The organism is Candidatus Leptofilum sp., from assembly GCF_965223285.1.
Taxonomy (GTDB): domain Bacteria; phylum Chloroflexota; class Anaerolineae; order Promineifilales; family Promineifilaceae; genus Leptofilum.
In genome coordinates this window covers 5,669,891-5,685,271 of the sequence record NZ_OZ244997.1, presented here as the reverse complement: position 1 = coordinate 5,685,271, position 15,381 = coordinate 5,669,891, and the positions used below count along the sequence as shown (strand labels likewise).

Below are 15,381 nucleotides of genomic sequence, written 5' to 3'. Positions count from 1 at the left end.
GCGGTACGTCTGTTTCTTTCAGATGGACAGGGTACATCAAATCTCTTTTTGTGATTTACATAAATATTATGCAAAGTTTCCCCTAATAAATCAAGTGATGCCGTTTTAACTGGTGTAACAAGTGTGAAATGTCTTGTTCTTCTTGAGGCATGAAGCCCAAAGGATCAACAATTTGGTCTTGACCCGTGAGCGCATAAAATGTGTTTAGAATGCCGTAAGAGAGTGCTTGTACCTGGTAGCCACCTTCTAAAACGAAGAGAATACGGCCGTTTGTCAACTCCTCGGCCAGCTCAACCAACAGGCGAGACATCTGAGCATAGCCAGTCAGGCTCAAGCCTGCCATTGCCAATGGGTCTTGCCAATGGGCATCATATCCTGCTGAAACCAAGATAAGCTCCGGCTTAAATTGGCGTGCCAATGGCTGCACAAATTCGTTGAAGATACGGCCGTACCCCACATCCCCCACATTCGGCATCAGCGGCACGTTAACAGTGTATCCATGTCCAAACCCATTTCCCAACTCTTTCAAATCGCCTGTACCTGGATAAAACATGCGTGGCAAAAACAGGTGTGTTGAAATAAACATTACCGAGTCATCGTCATAGAAAATATCTTGCGTTCCATTGCCATGATGTACGTCAAAATCCAAAATAAGAATGCGTTTGACGCCATGTTCCTTCTGCGCTTGCCGTGCTGCTGCGGCCACGTTGTTGAACAGGCAAAATCCGCTAATGCGACCAAATTCGGCATGATGCCCTGGTGGACGAACCAGCGCAAACCCATTTTTTACCCGCCCGGTCATAATGTGGTCAACGGCCGTTATCGTTGCCCCCGCCGCCAGCCGAGCCAGATTATAACTTTGGGCCGTGGCGTAAGTATCCCCATGATCCAACGCCCCGCCGCCAGTTGTTGCTACTTCTCTTATACGTTCGATGAGTGCAGGTGCATGCACGCGCCGCAGTTGTTTGATGGTAGCACTGATTGGCTCCAGCAGGTGCAAATCTGGCAACATGCCCGTTTGCTCCAGAAACGGCAATATGCGGTTGATGCGTCCTTCGTTTTCGGGATGGCCCGTTTTAGTATGGGCAGTGGCGGGGACGTAAATAGCGGCAGTTGACATGGTGTCTCCAGTTCAGATTGTCGGAAAGTCTTGCTGATATTATAGCTGATTCTTTTGCTGAACAAGAACTGGATGAAGAGCTGCTTAACAAAAAAGGCACGGCCGTAAACGGCCGTGCCTCATAATAAATTACGCTATTGGAATTGTGGGATTATCCACCAAACCACAAAGAAACCAGGCCAATGCCATCACCAAAAAAGGTCACTAATCCAGCAAATACCACAGAGGCCATAGACATCAGTTTGATAAGAATGTTTAACGAAGGTCCAGACGTATCCTTAAAGGGGTCGCCCACGGTGTCGCCAATAACGGCACCTTTGTGTGCCTCAGAGCCTTTACCGCCATGATGCCCTTCTTCAATATATTTCTTAGCGTTGTCCCAGGCACCACCAGCGTTTGCCATCATTATTGCCAAAGCAAAACCAGCAGTCAGCGTGCCACCCAAAAGCCCTAGCACACCAGCTACACCAAACAAAACGCCAACAATAACAGGCACAATCAGAGCCAACACAGAGGGTGCGATCATCTCTTTTTGCGCAGCGGCCGTACTGATTTCCACACAGCGTGCATAATCTGGACGAGCAGTGCCTTGGAGGATACCAGGGGACTCGCGGAATTGCCGGCGCACTTCTTCAACCATGCCACCTGCAGCACGACCAACCGCCCGCATTGTCATGGCCGCAAAGTAAAACGCTGTTGTTGCCCCAATAAAGACACCAATTAAAACCGCAGGGTTCAAGATAGTGACATTATAGAATGTCATGAAATCTTGCATTGTCCAAACTTCAACGGAACGGCCGTTTACCATCAACGCTTCACCAGTGCCATGTAAAGTCAAAGACAAGCGAATTTCCTCCAGATAAGCTGCCAAAAGAGCCAGCGATGTCAAAGCAGCAGAACCAATTGCAAACCCTTTACCCATCGCTGCGGTCGTGTTGCCCACTGCATCCAACTGATCCGTTTTCTCCCGCACACTCGGGTCCAGGCCAGACATCTCTGCATTACCGCCTGCATTATCTGCAATGGGGCCATATGCATCGGTGGCCAAGGTAAAGCCCAAAGTAGAAAGCATACCCACTGCAGCAATACCTACACCGTACAAGCCCATCGAAATGTTTTCGACGCCACCCATAGAATAAAAGCTCACAGCAATGCCAATAACAATGGCTAAAACTGGAATTCCTGCGGATTCCATACCAACAGCTAGCCCTTCAATGAGCAAGGTCGCCGGGCTGGTGGCGGCTTGTTCCGCAATATTACGTGTTGGTCGAAAAGCGTGAGAGGTATAGAACTCTGTTGCTTTCCCCACAACAATGCCCACAATCAGGCCAACCAAAATTGAAACCCACACCTGAATGGCGTTAGGTAATTCCAAAATAAGGACAACTGGTAGCGACAAAACGGCAATTCCTATTGAACTGCCATATAAACCCCGGCTTAAAGCATTAATCAACTGTCCCTGAGTGGCACCATCATTGGCACGCACCAAGTAAACCCCCAAAATGGAAAGGGCTACACCAATGGCAGCAATCACAATAGGAGCCGCCATATATTTCAGTTGTAAGTCCATCTGCTGGAGTACAGTTGGCGTCTGGCCATTAAATAACGTTGCACCACCAACCACAACAGCAGCCACTCCCAAAGCGGCCGTTGCCAAAATAGAACCAGCATACGACTCGTACAGGTCAGCACCCATACCAGCCACATCGCCCACGTTGTCACCCACATTGTCGGCAATGGTTGCCGGGTTACGCGGATCATCTTCAGGAATACCCGCTTCAACTTTACCCACTAAGTCAGCACCCACATCTGCCGCCTTGGTGTAAATGCCGCCACCAACACGAGCAAACAACGCTTGCGTAGATGCACCCATGCCAAAGCTCAACATGGTAGCCGTAATTTGGGGCAGAGGATTAATGGCTTCCCGAATAAATTCAGCCGGAGGAAAGAAATACAATACCAAAAACCAAACCGTGATGTCTAACAAAGCAAAGCCTACCACCACCAGACCCATCACAGCACCAGCGCGGAGGGCTATTTGTAACCCACCATTAAGGCTATTTCGTGCGGCATTAGCAGCTCGCGCTGAAGCATTGGTTGCAGTTTTCATACCAAAGAAACCGCACAATCCAGAGAAAAACCCACCAGTCAAAAAAGCAACAGGTACAATTGGGTTCTGTAATTCAATCAAAGCCAAGATAATAAAAATTACGAATAAGCCTGCAAAAACCAGGCCAACAGCACGATATTGCCGCTTAAGATAAGCCATTGCGCCTTCGCGAACTGCCTGGGCAATTTCAACCATCTTTTCTGTGCCTTCGCTCTCTTTCATTACCTGATTATAAAAATACCAAGCGTAAACCAGAGCCAAAACTGCGCCAATTGGTCCGAGCCACCATATAAGTGGCAAGCTGGCGCGCTCAGTCACCGTTTGTGCAAGAAATAGTGCGTTCTGCATACAGTTACTACTGCCTCCTCTTCTAAAATAAATCTTTTTGGCAAACAAAAAGCGGGTTAAACCCGCTATGATTTTCAAAACCCAGTCAAATTGACCAGAAAACGCCCCCATTTTTCGTTAATTTTGAACGGAAATGTCGAGCGTGCGATTGTAACGAATGTCACAAACAATGTCAAAATTTATACCTCTTGCAAATTAGCCCAATATGCTTCAGTTTCGCAGAAAACAAAAGAGCCTGAAAGAAATTCTTTCAGGCTCCTGTTATAAAATTACAAATTTATGGTCTTGTTACGATTGATTAGCTGAACGCCACCACCGATAATATTTGCCTCTCAGCTCCTCTCTGGACGGCAATGGGAAATATACTAAGCCGTCGCTGTTCCCCAAATAGATACCGTTTTTAATCATTCGATATGGATATTCAACTGATTCGACCCGATTGACTATTTTTGAATGGATTGGCTTTTCTCTTACTTCCAGCAGGCATTCGCGTAAGTGATGAATATAGTTATAAGGTAAATCGCGGATTGCTCCGTGTTCAGGATCGCTTGCTAATTCGCCAAGTTGCAAATCAACAAAACAAACTGCTGGAAAGTGCACCAAACTATCCGGGTTTTGGGTCAGGAATTTATGATATTCACTGGCATCCAAGCGGCTAACAACCAATGGATGTACGGGCGCTATTTCCTGATACATATTCAAACCTTCGGTTTGTGATGGCAATGTTTTCGCTTGATCTAAAGCCAATACTTCACCGTAGGCGGTGACCAAATAAAGCTGCTTCATTGCTTCCAGGGGAATGTGTTCTAAAACACGGTAGGTAGAAATGTAAACAGAGCGTTTTGGCGCGCCGTCTTTATGGGGAACACATCGCTCTATGCCAGCCTCGATCTTAAAAAAATCATGTCGAAAATTCGAGTCTAGCTCGATGAACATGGCTTGACCATGTAGTTTTTTGTGGCTGCCAACAGCGTAGTAAGTGCCAAATTCTTCAGGCGGCAGCATGGAGGCAATAAGAGCTTCTGGAATTAGCGAGAAATATAGATGTACAGTCATGAGGATATCAACTTCCTTTTCTTCCAAATGGGTCAAGATAAAAATCTGGTGCCTATCTTCCTTTTTTTTAGCAATCTGCAATAGTAACAATAGGCGGATAGTGTGGGTGATTATTGTCACCTATTGGTAATAATGGGGGAAACGGCCGTTACCTCCCATCACAACCGCCGCAGTTCACGTAAATTTTCACGCAGCATAATTATGACAAAAAACGCCAGTGCCCCGATGAGAATAAAGAGCCAGAATTGCCAAATTAATATCAGCACGGTAATGATTGCCAAAAAGATTGTAAAGTTTAAAAGAAATTTGACAATCCGCCCCTGAATTGCGGACTCAATGACGGCAAAGGCCACAATAACAATGCCCGTCCACAGATACCATAGGGAGCGCAGCGCAGGGATCGACAACAACACGATGAGGGCAATGATAAGCAAACCACTGCTCAGGGCAGCCCAAATATCCAGAATCCAACGCCTTTTGAAGATAGGCGGCTCTGGGGCGTGAGTGTGCGCAATATGGGCGCGCTTATCTCCCCAATCGCCAGCCTCTATTCGCTTCAGATAAGTTTGCAGGGCTGTTTTGGTTTCTTGCAGCTCGGAACGTTCCTGGTTCAAAGCCTGAAGCTCTTCTTGCTGGGCAGCCAATCGAGCTTGCTTGGTTTTAAGTAACGGCGTTTGATAATCCGTTTCTGAAAAAGCGACGGTCTCCAAAGCCAAAACCCGTACTTTCTCACGGAGAAGCTCATACACTTGGGTAAGCTGAACCTGCTTTTGCTCGATGGCTTGTATTTGGTCTTTGACGAGTGCGGCCGTTTCTCTCGGTGGTGCTACTTTGTCCAGCCCAGCCCAACCCAATGGGTCTGCCCACGATTGGCGCACAGAGCCATCCCGGTTGAACTTTGCCCCGCCCGGCGCACGCTCCCCACCGATAAAATCCCGAGTGTCTAGCCCCCACAGGCCGCGATACCGTTCGGCCCAGCCGTCGGCTTCTGCGAGCATGATGGGTGTCCACGGCCGTTTCTCATACGGTCCAATTTTCACGCCATCCCCCCGAGCATAATCCACAAAGGGAACCCGCAACAAGGCTTGAATCTGATCGGCAATGCGTGGCTGCCCCTGGCCCAACTGCTCTGCCCAAAACCGCTGCCCCCATTCCATCATTCGCCCCAACGGCTTGAGGAAGGAAGGAGCAATGCTCATTAAATACTCCCCTCTGGCAAAATAGCTGGCGTGGGAACCAGCGCCGGCAAAAATAATAGGGTGCGTTCCCATCCTTTTGAGTTCAGGGTCATCCCAATGACGGCGTAAATCGTCCCCCTTAAAGTCGTGGGAAGCAAAAGCCACCCACAGCGGTTTGGGCTTCTCCTCCCCTTCTTCAGAAAGATACACAAAGATTTGCTCCCAATCGGCTTCATGGTCATTGACACCATAAAAACCACTGCGCCAATTGTTCATGACGTAGAAAAAGAGGTAGTGGAGGATGATATAATTGCCGTCGCGAATGATACGGCCGTAATACACATCTCGCCCATCCACCTTTCGCATCTCCCTGAAAAGATAATCTGCTCTGGCCGTGGTGCCACCCGGCACGTTGCCCCGCACCACCAGCGACAAATCAAACAAAGAATCAATCAGTCGCGCCGACAAGCTCACCCGCGCCAGGCGACCCGCCGACTTAAAGTCAGGGCGTTCCGGGTCTTGCAACCATTGCCGAAATTCATTGGGCTTAAGCGGCTCCTGCACAAATTGCAAGTAGTAGGTGTGGTCTGGTGGCGGCGTGTTGTAATTGGCTAGCGACTCAACCGTTAAGTCACCCGCAGAGACAATTTTCTCCTCTTTGCCATCATCATCCCGAATCCATAAACTGCACCGCTTCACATATTCGTCCACGGCACAAGGGAAAAACATCTCGCCCTGCGTAAAGTGGATGATAGGCTCATACAGCCGCAGCAGGCTCAAATCATCCATCTCAAAGCCTCTTGATGCCTTTAGACCTGGACCTCGGTATGAAAAGCTGCTGCACGTCCCACTGGTTCAAGTAAAACACAATGGCAATATTCACAAACATACCGGCATAATTGGGATTCCCCTCAAAAAATTGCCAAATGCCCATAGACAATGAAATCCCGGTCTGGATCATCAGGAGAATCCAACCCCATCGCTGCAAAAGCCACAAACCCGGCAGGGCGATGAGCAGCAGCAGCATTGAGCCAATTTGGATGCGATAGGCGAGCGTAGAAACATCCAGAATCTCTTCGACCGCAATGTCTAATTCAGGAATGGTAAGCAGGTATAAAAAGACACCCCAGGTAACGAGCTGTAAAAGCTCAAGAACGAGAATTACCATCAAGCCAAACGGCCGTTTCCGCTTTACACGCACAACTCACCAACCTCAGCACATGAACAAAAAAAGGTTGAGGCAGCACCCCGCCTTCAACCCTTTTACCACATGTTCCAATTCATACGCAATCAATCCGCCAGCGTAGATAAATCCCCTTCGTCCTGCCCCAGCACGCGAGCCTTCAAAACGCGCCGCATAATCTTACCAGAGCGCGTTTTGGGCAGGCTGTCTACAAACTCCACCGTGGCGGGTTTGGCAATCGGCCCCATCTCATGCCCCACATGGTCACGCAGCGTCATCGAGAGCTTCTCGCTTGGCTCATACCCTTGGCGCAAAATGCAGAATGCTTTGATGATGTTTCCCTTCACCTCATTGGGATCGGGCACGCCAATGCAGGCCGCTTCTGCTACCGCTTCATGGCTCACCAGGGCACTTTCAATTTCGGCCGTGCCCAGCCGGTAGCCAGACACTTTAATGACGTCATCAATACGGCCGATTACCCAAATGTAGCCATCCTCATCCTTTTTGGCACTGTCGCCCGGCAAATACCAACCCTGGTCCGCAAAGCGGCCCCAATATTGCTGCACGTAACGATCCGGGTCTTGAAAGATGGTACGCAACATACCCGGCCAAGGTGCCTTCACGACTAAATACCCTTCCTCGTTGGGGGCAACCGGATCGCCCTCTTCATCAACCACATCAACTTGCACGCCGGGGAAGCCCCGCGTGGCCGACCCTGGCTTGAGCGGCACGCTGGGCAGCGGCGTAATCATGTAGCCACCCGTCTCCGTTTGCCACCAGGTATCCATAATCGGGCAGCGTTCCTTGCCAATGACGCGATGATACCATTTCCACGCTTCCGGGTTAATCGGCTCACCCACAGAACCCAGCAGGCGCAAGCTGGAGAGATCGTGCTTGTCCGGCCAACTTGCCCCAAAGCGCATCAGGCCGCGAATGGCCGTCGGGGCCGTGTATAAGATGGTGATATTGTATTTCGCCACCAGCGACCACCAACGATCCGGGTACGGATGTGTCGGCGCACCTTCATACATGAAGCTGGTTGCCCCTAAAATCAGCGGTGCATACACAATGTAGCTGTGACCAGTGATCCAGCCAGGATCGGCAGCACACCACCAAACATCTTCTGGTTTAATGTCGAAAACCCATTTCAGCGTGGTCGAAGTCCACACCATATAGCCACCGTGCGTGTGCAAAATTGCCTTCGGCTTGCCAGTTGTCCCCGATGTGTACAGAATGAACAGTGGGTCTTCAGCATCCATCACCTCTGTTTTAGCCGTGGGATCAGCAACCGGCAGGTTCATCAGATCGTGGTACCAATAATCCCGACCCGGTACCATCTCTACTTCCTGCTCAGTGCGCTTCACGCAAATCACGGATTGAATTGTCCCGGCGCGATCAACCGCTTCATTGGCAATTTTCTTTAGCTCAATGATGTTGCCACGTAGCCAGGCACCATCGCAGGTGATGAGCAGCCTGGATTTGCTGTCGTCAATACGGCCCAGCAACGCTTCTGTAGAAAAACCACCATAAACGACAGAGTGCATTGCCCCAATTTTGGCGCAGGCCAGCATAGCGATCATCAATTCTGGCACGCGCCCCATATAAATGGTAACCCGGTCCCCCTTGCCAATGCCCATCGAGCGCAGGACGCTGGCAAATTTGCACACTTCGTGATTAAGCTGTTGGTACGTATAAACGCGCTGGTCGCCTTTTTCACCTTCAAAAATGAGGGCGGCTTTATTGCGGGTGGCATCGCGCATATGCCGATCTAAAGCGTTATGCACAATGTTGACTTTGGCATTGACAAACCATTTGAAAAAGGGGGCGTTACTGTCATCCAGAACGGTTTCCCACGGTTTGTACCATTCGTAATTTTCGGCAGCAATTTTGCCCCAGAAACCAGCTAAATCTTCGGTTGCCGCCTGATGAACTTTCTCGTAATCAGGAATATGGGCAGCAGAAATGACTTCGGGTGCGGGGAAATACACATCTCCGACCATATTTTTATCATCAGCCATGTAGAGCCTCCTTCTTTTGTGCGTAAGGTTATTGGTTTGACTGTTCTGCCAGGAGTTGCAGAAGGACATTCACTTAGGATGGGAAACAAGTATATTGGGAAATGGGCAAATCGTAAAACTTTCATTACTATTAGGCGCAAACTGAAACAAACAAGGAAAGATTATGCCCTTAACCCATCAACTTGTGCCTGAACGGCCGTTTACCCTCCAAACCCTCCCCACTGAAGGCAAACAGTTCCATCCAGATCGCGCCGCAGCGGAAAGCGAATTCAAGAGCTTGCGAAAAGAATTTATTGAATACCAGCGGCGACTGTATGCCGAAGGCAAACAAAAGTTGTTGATCGTGCTGCAAGCGATGGATGCAGGCGGCAAGGACGGCACCATTCGCAACATTTTGAAGGGGGTGAACCCCCAAGGCGTACGAGTGGAATCCTTCAAAGTACCATCCAAACGCGAGCTGGCTCACGACTTTTTGTGGCGCATTCATAAAGTGGTGCCAGCCAAAGGCATGATTGGCGTGTTTAATCGCTCACATTATGAAGATGTACTGGTAGTGCGCGTCCATGACATCGTGCCAGAGGCGGTTTGGCGACCACGGTATGAGCAAATTAACCAGTTTGAAAAGCTGCTGCATGATACCGGCACGCGCATCTTGAAGTTTTATCTCCATATCTCTTTGAATGAGCAAAAAGAGCGGTTCCAGGCGCGGCTGGACGAGCTAGACAAGAATTGGAAATTTTCTTTGGAAGATTTGGAGAAGCGCAAATTTTGGCCCAATTACATGGCCGCTTATGAGGAAATGTTGCAGCAATGCACCACACCCTGGGCACCATGGCACGTGATTCCTGCAAACCAAAAATGGTATCGCAACCTGACGATTATGCGCACGATTGTACACACGTTGCGAGAGATGAATCCGCAATACCCGGAAGCGGAAGACAATTTGGATCAGGTGGTGATTGAGTAAAAGATAATAAAAGTCTGGCAGACTTTTGTTATCTAGTCTGTCGTTGACAGACGGCCGTCTCAATGGCATCATTATTCATCTTTAGCAAACCACACAAACGACTCTAATAATCAAAGTGCGATTTCTTGGTGGTTTGCATATTTCTTGAGGGAGAGAAATGGCTGAATTATTTACCGCACAAAACTTTGTAGCATTTTTGACGTTGCTCGCGCTGGAAACGGTGCTGGGCATCGACAACGTCATTTTTATATCCATTTTGTCTGGCAAGCTGCCGGAGCACCAACAAGCACAGGGACGACAGTTAGGCATTGCCTTTGCCGTGATTAGCCGCATCATTTTGCTGTTAGCCATTACCTGGGTACAGCGTCTGGAAGGCACCGAACTGTTCACCATTTTCGGGAACAATATCTCCGGTAAGGATTTGGTTTTACTGCTTGGCGGCCTATTCCTCATTGGTAAGAGTACCTATGAGATTCATGAAAAGCTGGATACTGAAGACCACGGTACGCATTCCGTGGGGGCAGGCAAGCTCACGCTGTCTAACATGATTGCCCAGGTTTTGCTCATTGATTTGGTATTTTCACTAGATTCAGTGATTACGGCCGTTGGCATTTCAGATTCATTGGTTGTGATGGTTACGGCCATTATTTTGGCTGCTATCCTCATGGTTGTCTTCTCCGGGCAGGTCAGTGCCTTTATTGAGCGGCACCCATCTATGAAAATCCTGGCACTTTCGTTCCTCATTTTGATTGGCTCAATGTTGGTCATTGAAGGATGGGCACACGAAGCGGCCGAGGATTTGCATTTGAAGAATTACATCTACTTTGCGATGGCCTTCGCCGTGATTGTCGATTTCTTGCAATTACGCTTGAAGAGCAAGCAAAACAAACCGGTGAAGCTGCACAACCAGCCCAAAATGCCAGAAAGCGGCGATTAGGAAGTGTATGAAGGCACAATACCCCGGAATCTTGATGTTTCCGGGGTATTTTTTTAGCTGTTTATATCCTGACGGCGGAAAAAAATAACTGTTGCCAATAAAAGTCCCACCAACCAACCAACTACGATGATGATTGAGACGGGCAGTGTTTGAACGGCCGTAAATCCCGGCATCCCCCCAACATTCGATCCAACACCCTCCAAAATCCAGCTTCTCATGTTTTCCAAATTGTATGATGGCGTTGCGGCAAAAATATTCACCAAGCCGGGTCTGTTCAAAATATTGCCCACCAAAAGCAGCATCAAAATCATGCTAAATTCTACGATGCTAACCCCAACGGTTAATAGCACGCTGGCCATCACCGAACGACTATACATGGCAATTAGGGCTGCAATGGCCGCAGAAATAATGAGGCTGGCAAACGTCACCATGAATTGTGAGAAATAATCTGCCAGATAAGCAGCCGCATCCACTTCTGCCAGCGGAGGGCCATAAGGCGAATCAAACAATCGTGCCGAAAGCCAATTGCCGCCTGTTAGAATCAGAGAGGTGGCCATCAGTGTCAGCAGAATCAAGCTGATCAAAACCACAAATTTCGCTAAAACCAGCACCGTGCGAGATTGCCCCGGCAGAATATTTTTCCAGGTTCCCCATTGAAATTCACCCGCAAAAGCAACGGCAATAAACCCAATGAACGGCATTTGCAAAAATGTCCCCCCCGGAAAACCGGTTAGCATTGTCCAAACCATCATCAAATCATCTGTCCAGGCGCGCGCCCGGCTGGCGTAGAACTCACGCACATCGGGAATGAGAAGGCCGGGTAAGATGTTTATGGTGAGGACAACAACCAAGGCTCCAACCGGAAAAATGAGTACCAGAAAGGAGAATGCTCTGGTGTGGCCCACCAATTTGCGCCACTCGGCTCCCAAGGCACTACGCATCTGTACCTCCCGTTGCGGCCAGGAACAAATCTTCCAAACTTTGCTGCTGCACAATCACCTGGAACAGTTGCACTTCGGCAGCGACCAGCTGCTGCACAATCTCTGGCACCTCGTCCCGCGTGGCCTGGACTTCTAGCCAACGGCCGTTTGCCGTGGTGGGCCATTTGGGCAACAGTAACCCCAAGGCTCGTTCAAGTGGGGCCACCTCTAGCCTGATGATAGCTTGGGTAGAGAGTAACTCGGCCACAACTCCCGTTCGCACCAAACGGCCGTTGTGAATGATCCCCACCTGATCACACACCTGCTCCACCTCGCTTAGCAGATGGCTAGACAAAAACACCGTCTTGCCCTGCTTTTCCACAAGGTCCCGAATAAACAGGCGTACGTCCTGAATTCCTGCCGGGTCTAGGCCATTGGTTGGTTCATCCAAAATGACCAAATCAGGGTCGTTGAGCAAAGCAGCCGCCAACCCTAACCGTTGCTTCATTCCGGTCGAATAGCCTTGCACCTTGCGGTCAGCATGGTCAGCCATATCCACTTGCACCAGCAACTTTTGAATACGAGACGCATCATAGCAGCTGCGAGTTCGCGCCAAAATCTCCAGATTTTTACGACCAGTCAAAAAGCTATAAAAGGCGGCTCCTTCCACCAAAGCACCCACCCGGCGCAGCAGCGACGGATTGTTTTGCACCGGACGGCCGTACAGCAAAATATTGCCAGCAGACGGCCGTATCAAATCTATCATCATGCGAATGGTGGTGCTCTTCCCGGCCCCGTTTGGCCCCAAAAAGCCAAACACCTGCCCAGCCGATATTTCCAGGCTCAGTTGACGCACAGCCTCCACCCGCTTACGGCGGCGACCAAAGGTTTTGCTTACATTTTCTAATTGAATAGCGATGGTGTGTGACATGGCAACGAGAAGTATGAGGTAATGGAATAATTAGGCAATGATTGGTTGGCAAATTGCCCAATTACATATCCACCTCACCAATTGGTTCCACTTCATCAGTTTCTTCCGGTTCTGGCAAAGGGTCTGGGGCGGGAACGGCCGTATCGACCACGTTTGCCTTGTACGGATCAACGGCATGGTTGCCGCAGTAGGGGCATAAATTCCATTGCAGTTCCAGGAGGGAGTTGCAATCTTGGCACGCTTTTTTCAGGCGGGTGTGGCAATGAGGGCAGAGCAGCCATTTGTCGTCAATAACGCGAGAACAGCCAGGGCAATGCGGCCGTTCCTCAATTTCTTGCAGCAATGCCTCTTCTTCTAGGGCACGTTCGTATGCTTCGGCCAATGTTTCCGGCGGGCGCAAAATGAAGTAGATGACAATCCCCACAACTGGCAAGGCCGCCACAAGCAATGCCGCCAAAAGTTGGGCAAATGGATCGCGCGAGCGGGCGCGCATATCCCGAAATGCCCATACAACCAGGCTCAGCCAGAGCGCAGCCAGCAAAGCTCCCATGACTGCGGCGACAATGGTTAAATACGAAACGAGGGTTTCAAGGGTTGGCAAATCCATAACGGCGGGAATTATAACACAAAGCCCATTGCAAATCGGGAACTCTGATCACCAAACAAAAAAGACGTTCGCGAGTGCGGACGCCTTCTTCGGTAAAATTTAGCGGGCGGTTTTTATTACCAACCACTGGTGATGCGGCTGTACATATTGCCAATTTGGGGACCCAGCAGCGAAATAATCACAATGACGACCACCGCCACCAGGACAAGCACAAGCGCATATTCCATTAGCCCTTGCCCTTGTTGCCCCTCATCTTTAAGAAATAACATGATGTCCTCGCAAAATGAATAAAAATCGAAAATCTTACATGGATGAGGCTATGAAATCATGCAAATCTTACAGGGCTTATAACAGCAGGGTTACAAATTTCCCAGTTGATTTGATTAGGACAATTAAATATTGGCCCGGTTATTTTGCGCAAATTGTCTCTTTTCAAATCAGGATTGTCTCTGTAAAGTAGGGCAATTCTTTTCAGATTGGCTACCAAAATGCTTGATTTAACGATTAATCGCGATAGTAAACCACCTCTGTACCGCCAAATTGCGGAGCAGATAAAGACCCAAATTAGCAACGGCCGTCTCCCAGCTAATAGTCGCCTTCCCACCGTTCGGGGATTGGCCCGTTCGCTAGGAGTCACCCGGCTAACGGTGCAAAATGCGTATGCTGAGCTACAGGCAGATGGTTGGGTAGAAGCTACTGTGGGGCGCGGCACGTTTGTGAGTACGGCCGTACAGCAGATGAGCCTCCAGCCAACCATCGGGCAATACCTCACCCCGGATAGTGCCATTAACGATATGCTGGCCATCAATCAGGTAATCGGCGTGCGCTCGATGGCGATGGCCCATGCCGATCCGTCATTATTCCCCATGGATGCCTTTTGGCAGCAAATGGCACAGCTACGCCTAGAAGCCAACCAGCTTTTCAGCTACGGCCCCATTCAAGGAGATGCCGCTTTGCGCGTGGCGATTGCCGCGCTGCTGCATGAAGACGGCATGGCTACATCACCTGACGATATTCTTGTGACGTCCGGGGCCATGCAATCAATTTCACTCGCAGCGCAGGCAATCTGCCAACCAGGAGATATGGTTTTGGTAGAACAACCCACTTTTTTGGGGGTGCTGAATGTGCTTAAGGCGCAAGAGTTACGGCCGTTGCACCTGCCCATTCAATCTCACGGTCCCAACCTTGATCAGATGGAACAGCTTATTAAAACCCATCGCCCCCGCTGTTTTTATACCGTTGCCAACTACCACAATCCCACGGGCATCACTACCAGCGCGGCCAAACGGCAAGCCATTCTGCAACTTGCCCAGAAGTACAATCTGCTCATCATCGAAGACGATATTTACGGCAAGTTGAGCTTTGCCGGTCCGCCCCCATCCAGCTACAAGCAGCAAGATGATGACGACCGCGTGCTTTACCTCAGCAGCTTCTCCAAAGTATTGATGCCAGGGTTGCGCGTAGGCTATTTGATTATGCCACCCGCCTGGCGCGATCAGTTGCTCACCCTGCGCCGCGCCACCGATCTGTGCGGCACGGGTCTGCTCCAGCGGGCCTTGGCCCACTTCTTGCAAGATGGCGGCCTAAAGAAACATCTCCGGCGCGTTTTGCCTATTTACCAGGAGCGACGAGACGCGCTGCTAAACGGTTTGCAGCGATGGATGCCAACGGCCGTTCGCTGGAGTGAGCCGCAAGGTGGGTTTAGCTGCTGGCTGAGCCTGCCCCGCTGCGCCCCGCCCGGCGTGCTGTACCATCAAGCCTTGCAAAACGGCTTCGCCTTCACCCCCGGCGAAGCGTACATGCTGGAAGAAAGCAATCAAGAATATTTGCGACTCTGCTTCGGCAATCTTAGCACCGAAGGCATTGAGGCAGGCGTCAAGCTGCTTGGTATGCTCATCCAAAAGCAGCTTGCAACCGGCCAAACGCACGGCGACTGGTTACCTTATGTTTAAATAAAGGACACAGATTCACATGGATTTCCACTGATTTTTCTATCCGGGTTTTTC

At 49.8% G+C, this 15,381-nt stretch carries 13 protein-coding genes; 3 read left to right on the top strand and 10 right to left on the bottom strand.

The window, feature by feature from the left end:
• Positions 1-82 precede the first annotated feature (82 nt).
• From ACOQPU_RS25525 to acs, 6 genes are all read right to left on the bottom strand, one after another.
• Positions 83-1,120 (bottom strand): histone deacetylase, encoded by a 1,038-nt coding sequence (locus ACOQPU_RS25525; RefSeq protein WP_420642651.1) that lies wholly within the window; start codon positions 1,118-1,120, stop codon positions 83-85.
• A gap of 151 nt (positions 1,121-1,271) precedes the next feature.
• Complete coding sequence (locus ACOQPU_RS25520) at positions 1,272-3,578, bottom strand: sodium-translocating pyrophosphatase (protein WP_420642650.1); 2,307 nt, start codon at positions 3,576-3,578, stop codon at positions 1,272-1,274.
• Between the two features lie 288 nt (positions 3,579-3,866).
• Positions 3,867-4,670, bottom strand: a complete 804-nt coding sequence (locus tag ACOQPU_RS25515) for a hypothetical protein (RefSeq protein WP_420642649.1) — start codon at positions 4,668-4,670, stop codon at positions 3,867-3,869.
• A gap of 122 nt (positions 4,671-4,792) precedes the next feature.
• Positions 4,793-6,601, bottom strand: a complete 1,809-nt coding sequence (locus ACOQPU_RS25510; RefSeq protein WP_420642648.1) for a hypothetical protein — start codon at positions 6,599-6,601, stop codon at positions 4,793-4,795.
• Between the two features lies 1 nt (position 6,602).
• Entirely contained in the window at positions 6,603-7,013 is a 411-nt protein-coding gene (locus ACOQPU_RS25505; RefSeq protein ID WP_420642647.1) for a hypothetical protein, read from the bottom strand.
• Positions 7,014-7,102: 89 nt separating this feature from the next.
• Positions 7,103-9,013 carry an acetate--CoA ligase gene (acs, locus tag ACOQPU_RS25500; RefSeq protein ID WP_420642646.1) on the bottom strand — a complete coding sequence of 637 codons (1,911 nt, stop codon included), beginning with the start codon at positions 9,011-9,013 and terminating at the stop codon, positions 7,103-7,105.
• Between the two features lie 163 nt (positions 9,014-9,176).
• Between acs and ACOQPU_RS25495 the strand changes: the two genes are divergently transcribed.
• Complete coding sequence (locus tag ACOQPU_RS25495; protein WP_420642645.1) at positions 9,177-9,980, top strand: polyphosphate kinase 2 family protein; 804 nt, start codon at positions 9,177-9,179, stop codon at positions 9,978-9,980.
• 157 nt (positions 9,981-10,137) lie between these two features.
• Complete coding sequence (locus ACOQPU_RS25490; protein WP_420642644.1) at positions 10,138-10,917, top strand: TerC family protein; 780 nt, start codon at positions 10,138-10,140, stop codon at positions 10,915-10,917.
• Positions 10,918-10,970: 53 nt separating this feature from the next.
• Here ACOQPU_RS25490 and ACOQPU_RS25485 read toward each other — a convergent pair whose 3' ends face one another.
• The 4 genes from ACOQPU_RS25485 to ACOQPU_RS25470 form a co-directional block, all read right to left on the bottom strand.
• Positions 10,971-11,858 (bottom strand): hypothetical protein, encoded by an 888-nt coding sequence (locus ACOQPU_RS25485; protein WP_420642643.1) that lies wholly within the window; start codon positions 11,856-11,858, stop codon positions 10,971-10,973.
• Positions 11,851-12,768 carry an ABC transporter ATP-binding protein gene (locus ACOQPU_RS25480; protein ID WP_420642642.1) on the bottom strand — a complete coding sequence of 306 codons (918 nt, stop codon included), beginning with the start codon at positions 12,766-12,768 and terminating at the stop codon, positions 11,851-11,853. The genes ACOQPU_RS25485 and ACOQPU_RS25480 overlap by 8 nt, the downstream gene beginning before the upstream one ends.
• 61 nt (positions 12,769-12,829) lie before the next feature.
• Complete coding sequence (locus tag ACOQPU_RS25475) at positions 12,830-13,375, bottom strand: zinc ribbon domain-containing protein (protein ID WP_420642641.1); 546 nt, start codon at positions 13,373-13,375, stop codon at positions 12,830-12,832.
• A gap of 116 nt (positions 13,376-13,491) precedes the next feature.
• Positions 13,492-13,644: a pilus assembly protein gene (locus tag ACOQPU_RS25470; protein ID WP_420642640.1), complete on the bottom strand. Its 153-nt coding sequence runs from the start codon at positions 13,642-13,644 to the stop codon at positions 13,492-13,494.
• Positions 13,645-13,863: 219 nt separating this feature from the next.
• Here ACOQPU_RS25470 and ACOQPU_RS25465 point away from each other — a divergent pair, with 219 nt between their 5' ends.
• Positions 13,864-15,327 (top strand): PLP-dependent aminotransferase family protein, encoded by a 1,464-nt coding sequence (locus tag ACOQPU_RS25465; protein ID WP_420642639.1) that lies wholly within the window; start codon positions 13,864-13,866, stop codon positions 15,325-15,327.
• The last annotated feature ends 54 nt before the right edge of the window (positions 15,328-15,381 follow it).

Excerpts from the sequence above, each read along its gene's own strand:
- ACOQPU_RS25470 (WP_420642640.1), bottom strand. The coding sequence starts at position 13,644 with ATGTTATTTCTTAAAGATGAGGGGCAACAAGGGCAAGGGCTAATGGAA.
- ACOQPU_RS25485 (WP_420642643.1), bottom strand. The coding sequence starts at position 11,858 with ATGCGTAGTGCCTTGGGAGCCGAGTGGCGCAAATTGGTGGGCCACACC.
- ACOQPU_RS25520 (WP_420642650.1), bottom strand. The coding sequence starts at position 3,578 with ATGCAGAACGCACTATTTCTTGCACAAACGGTGACTGAGCGCGCCAGC.
- ACOQPU_RS25510 (WP_420642648.1), bottom strand. The coding sequence starts at position 6,601 with ATGGATGATTTGAGCCTGCTGCGGCTGTATGAGCCTATCATCCACTTT.
- ACOQPU_RS25495 (WP_420642645.1), top strand. The coding sequence starts at position 9,177 with ATGCCCTTAACCCATCAACTTGTGCCTGAACGGCCGTTTACCCTCCAA.
- ACOQPU_RS25475 (WP_420642641.1), bottom strand. The coding sequence starts at position 13,375 with ATGGATTTGCCAACCCTTGAAACCCTCGTTTCGTATTTAACCATTGTC.
- ACOQPU_RS25525 (WP_420642651.1), bottom strand. The coding sequence starts at position 1,120 with ATGTCAACTGCCGCTATTTACGTCCCCGCCACTGCCCATACTAAAACG.
- ACOQPU_RS25480 (WP_420642642.1), bottom strand. The coding sequence starts at position 12,768 with ATGTCACACACCATCGCTATTCAATTAGAAAATGTAAGCAAAACCTTT.
- ACOQPU_RS25465 (WP_420642639.1), top strand. The coding sequence starts at position 13,864 with ATGCTTGATTTAACGATTAATCGCGATAGTAAACCACCTCTGTACCGC.
- acs (WP_420642646.1), bottom strand. The coding sequence starts at position 9,013 with ATGGCTGATGATAAAAATATGGTCGGAGATGTGTATTTCCCCGCACCC.
- ACOQPU_RS25490 (WP_420642644.1), top strand. The coding sequence starts at position 10,138 with ATGGCTGAATTATTTACCGCACAAAACTTTGTAGCATTTTTGACGTTG.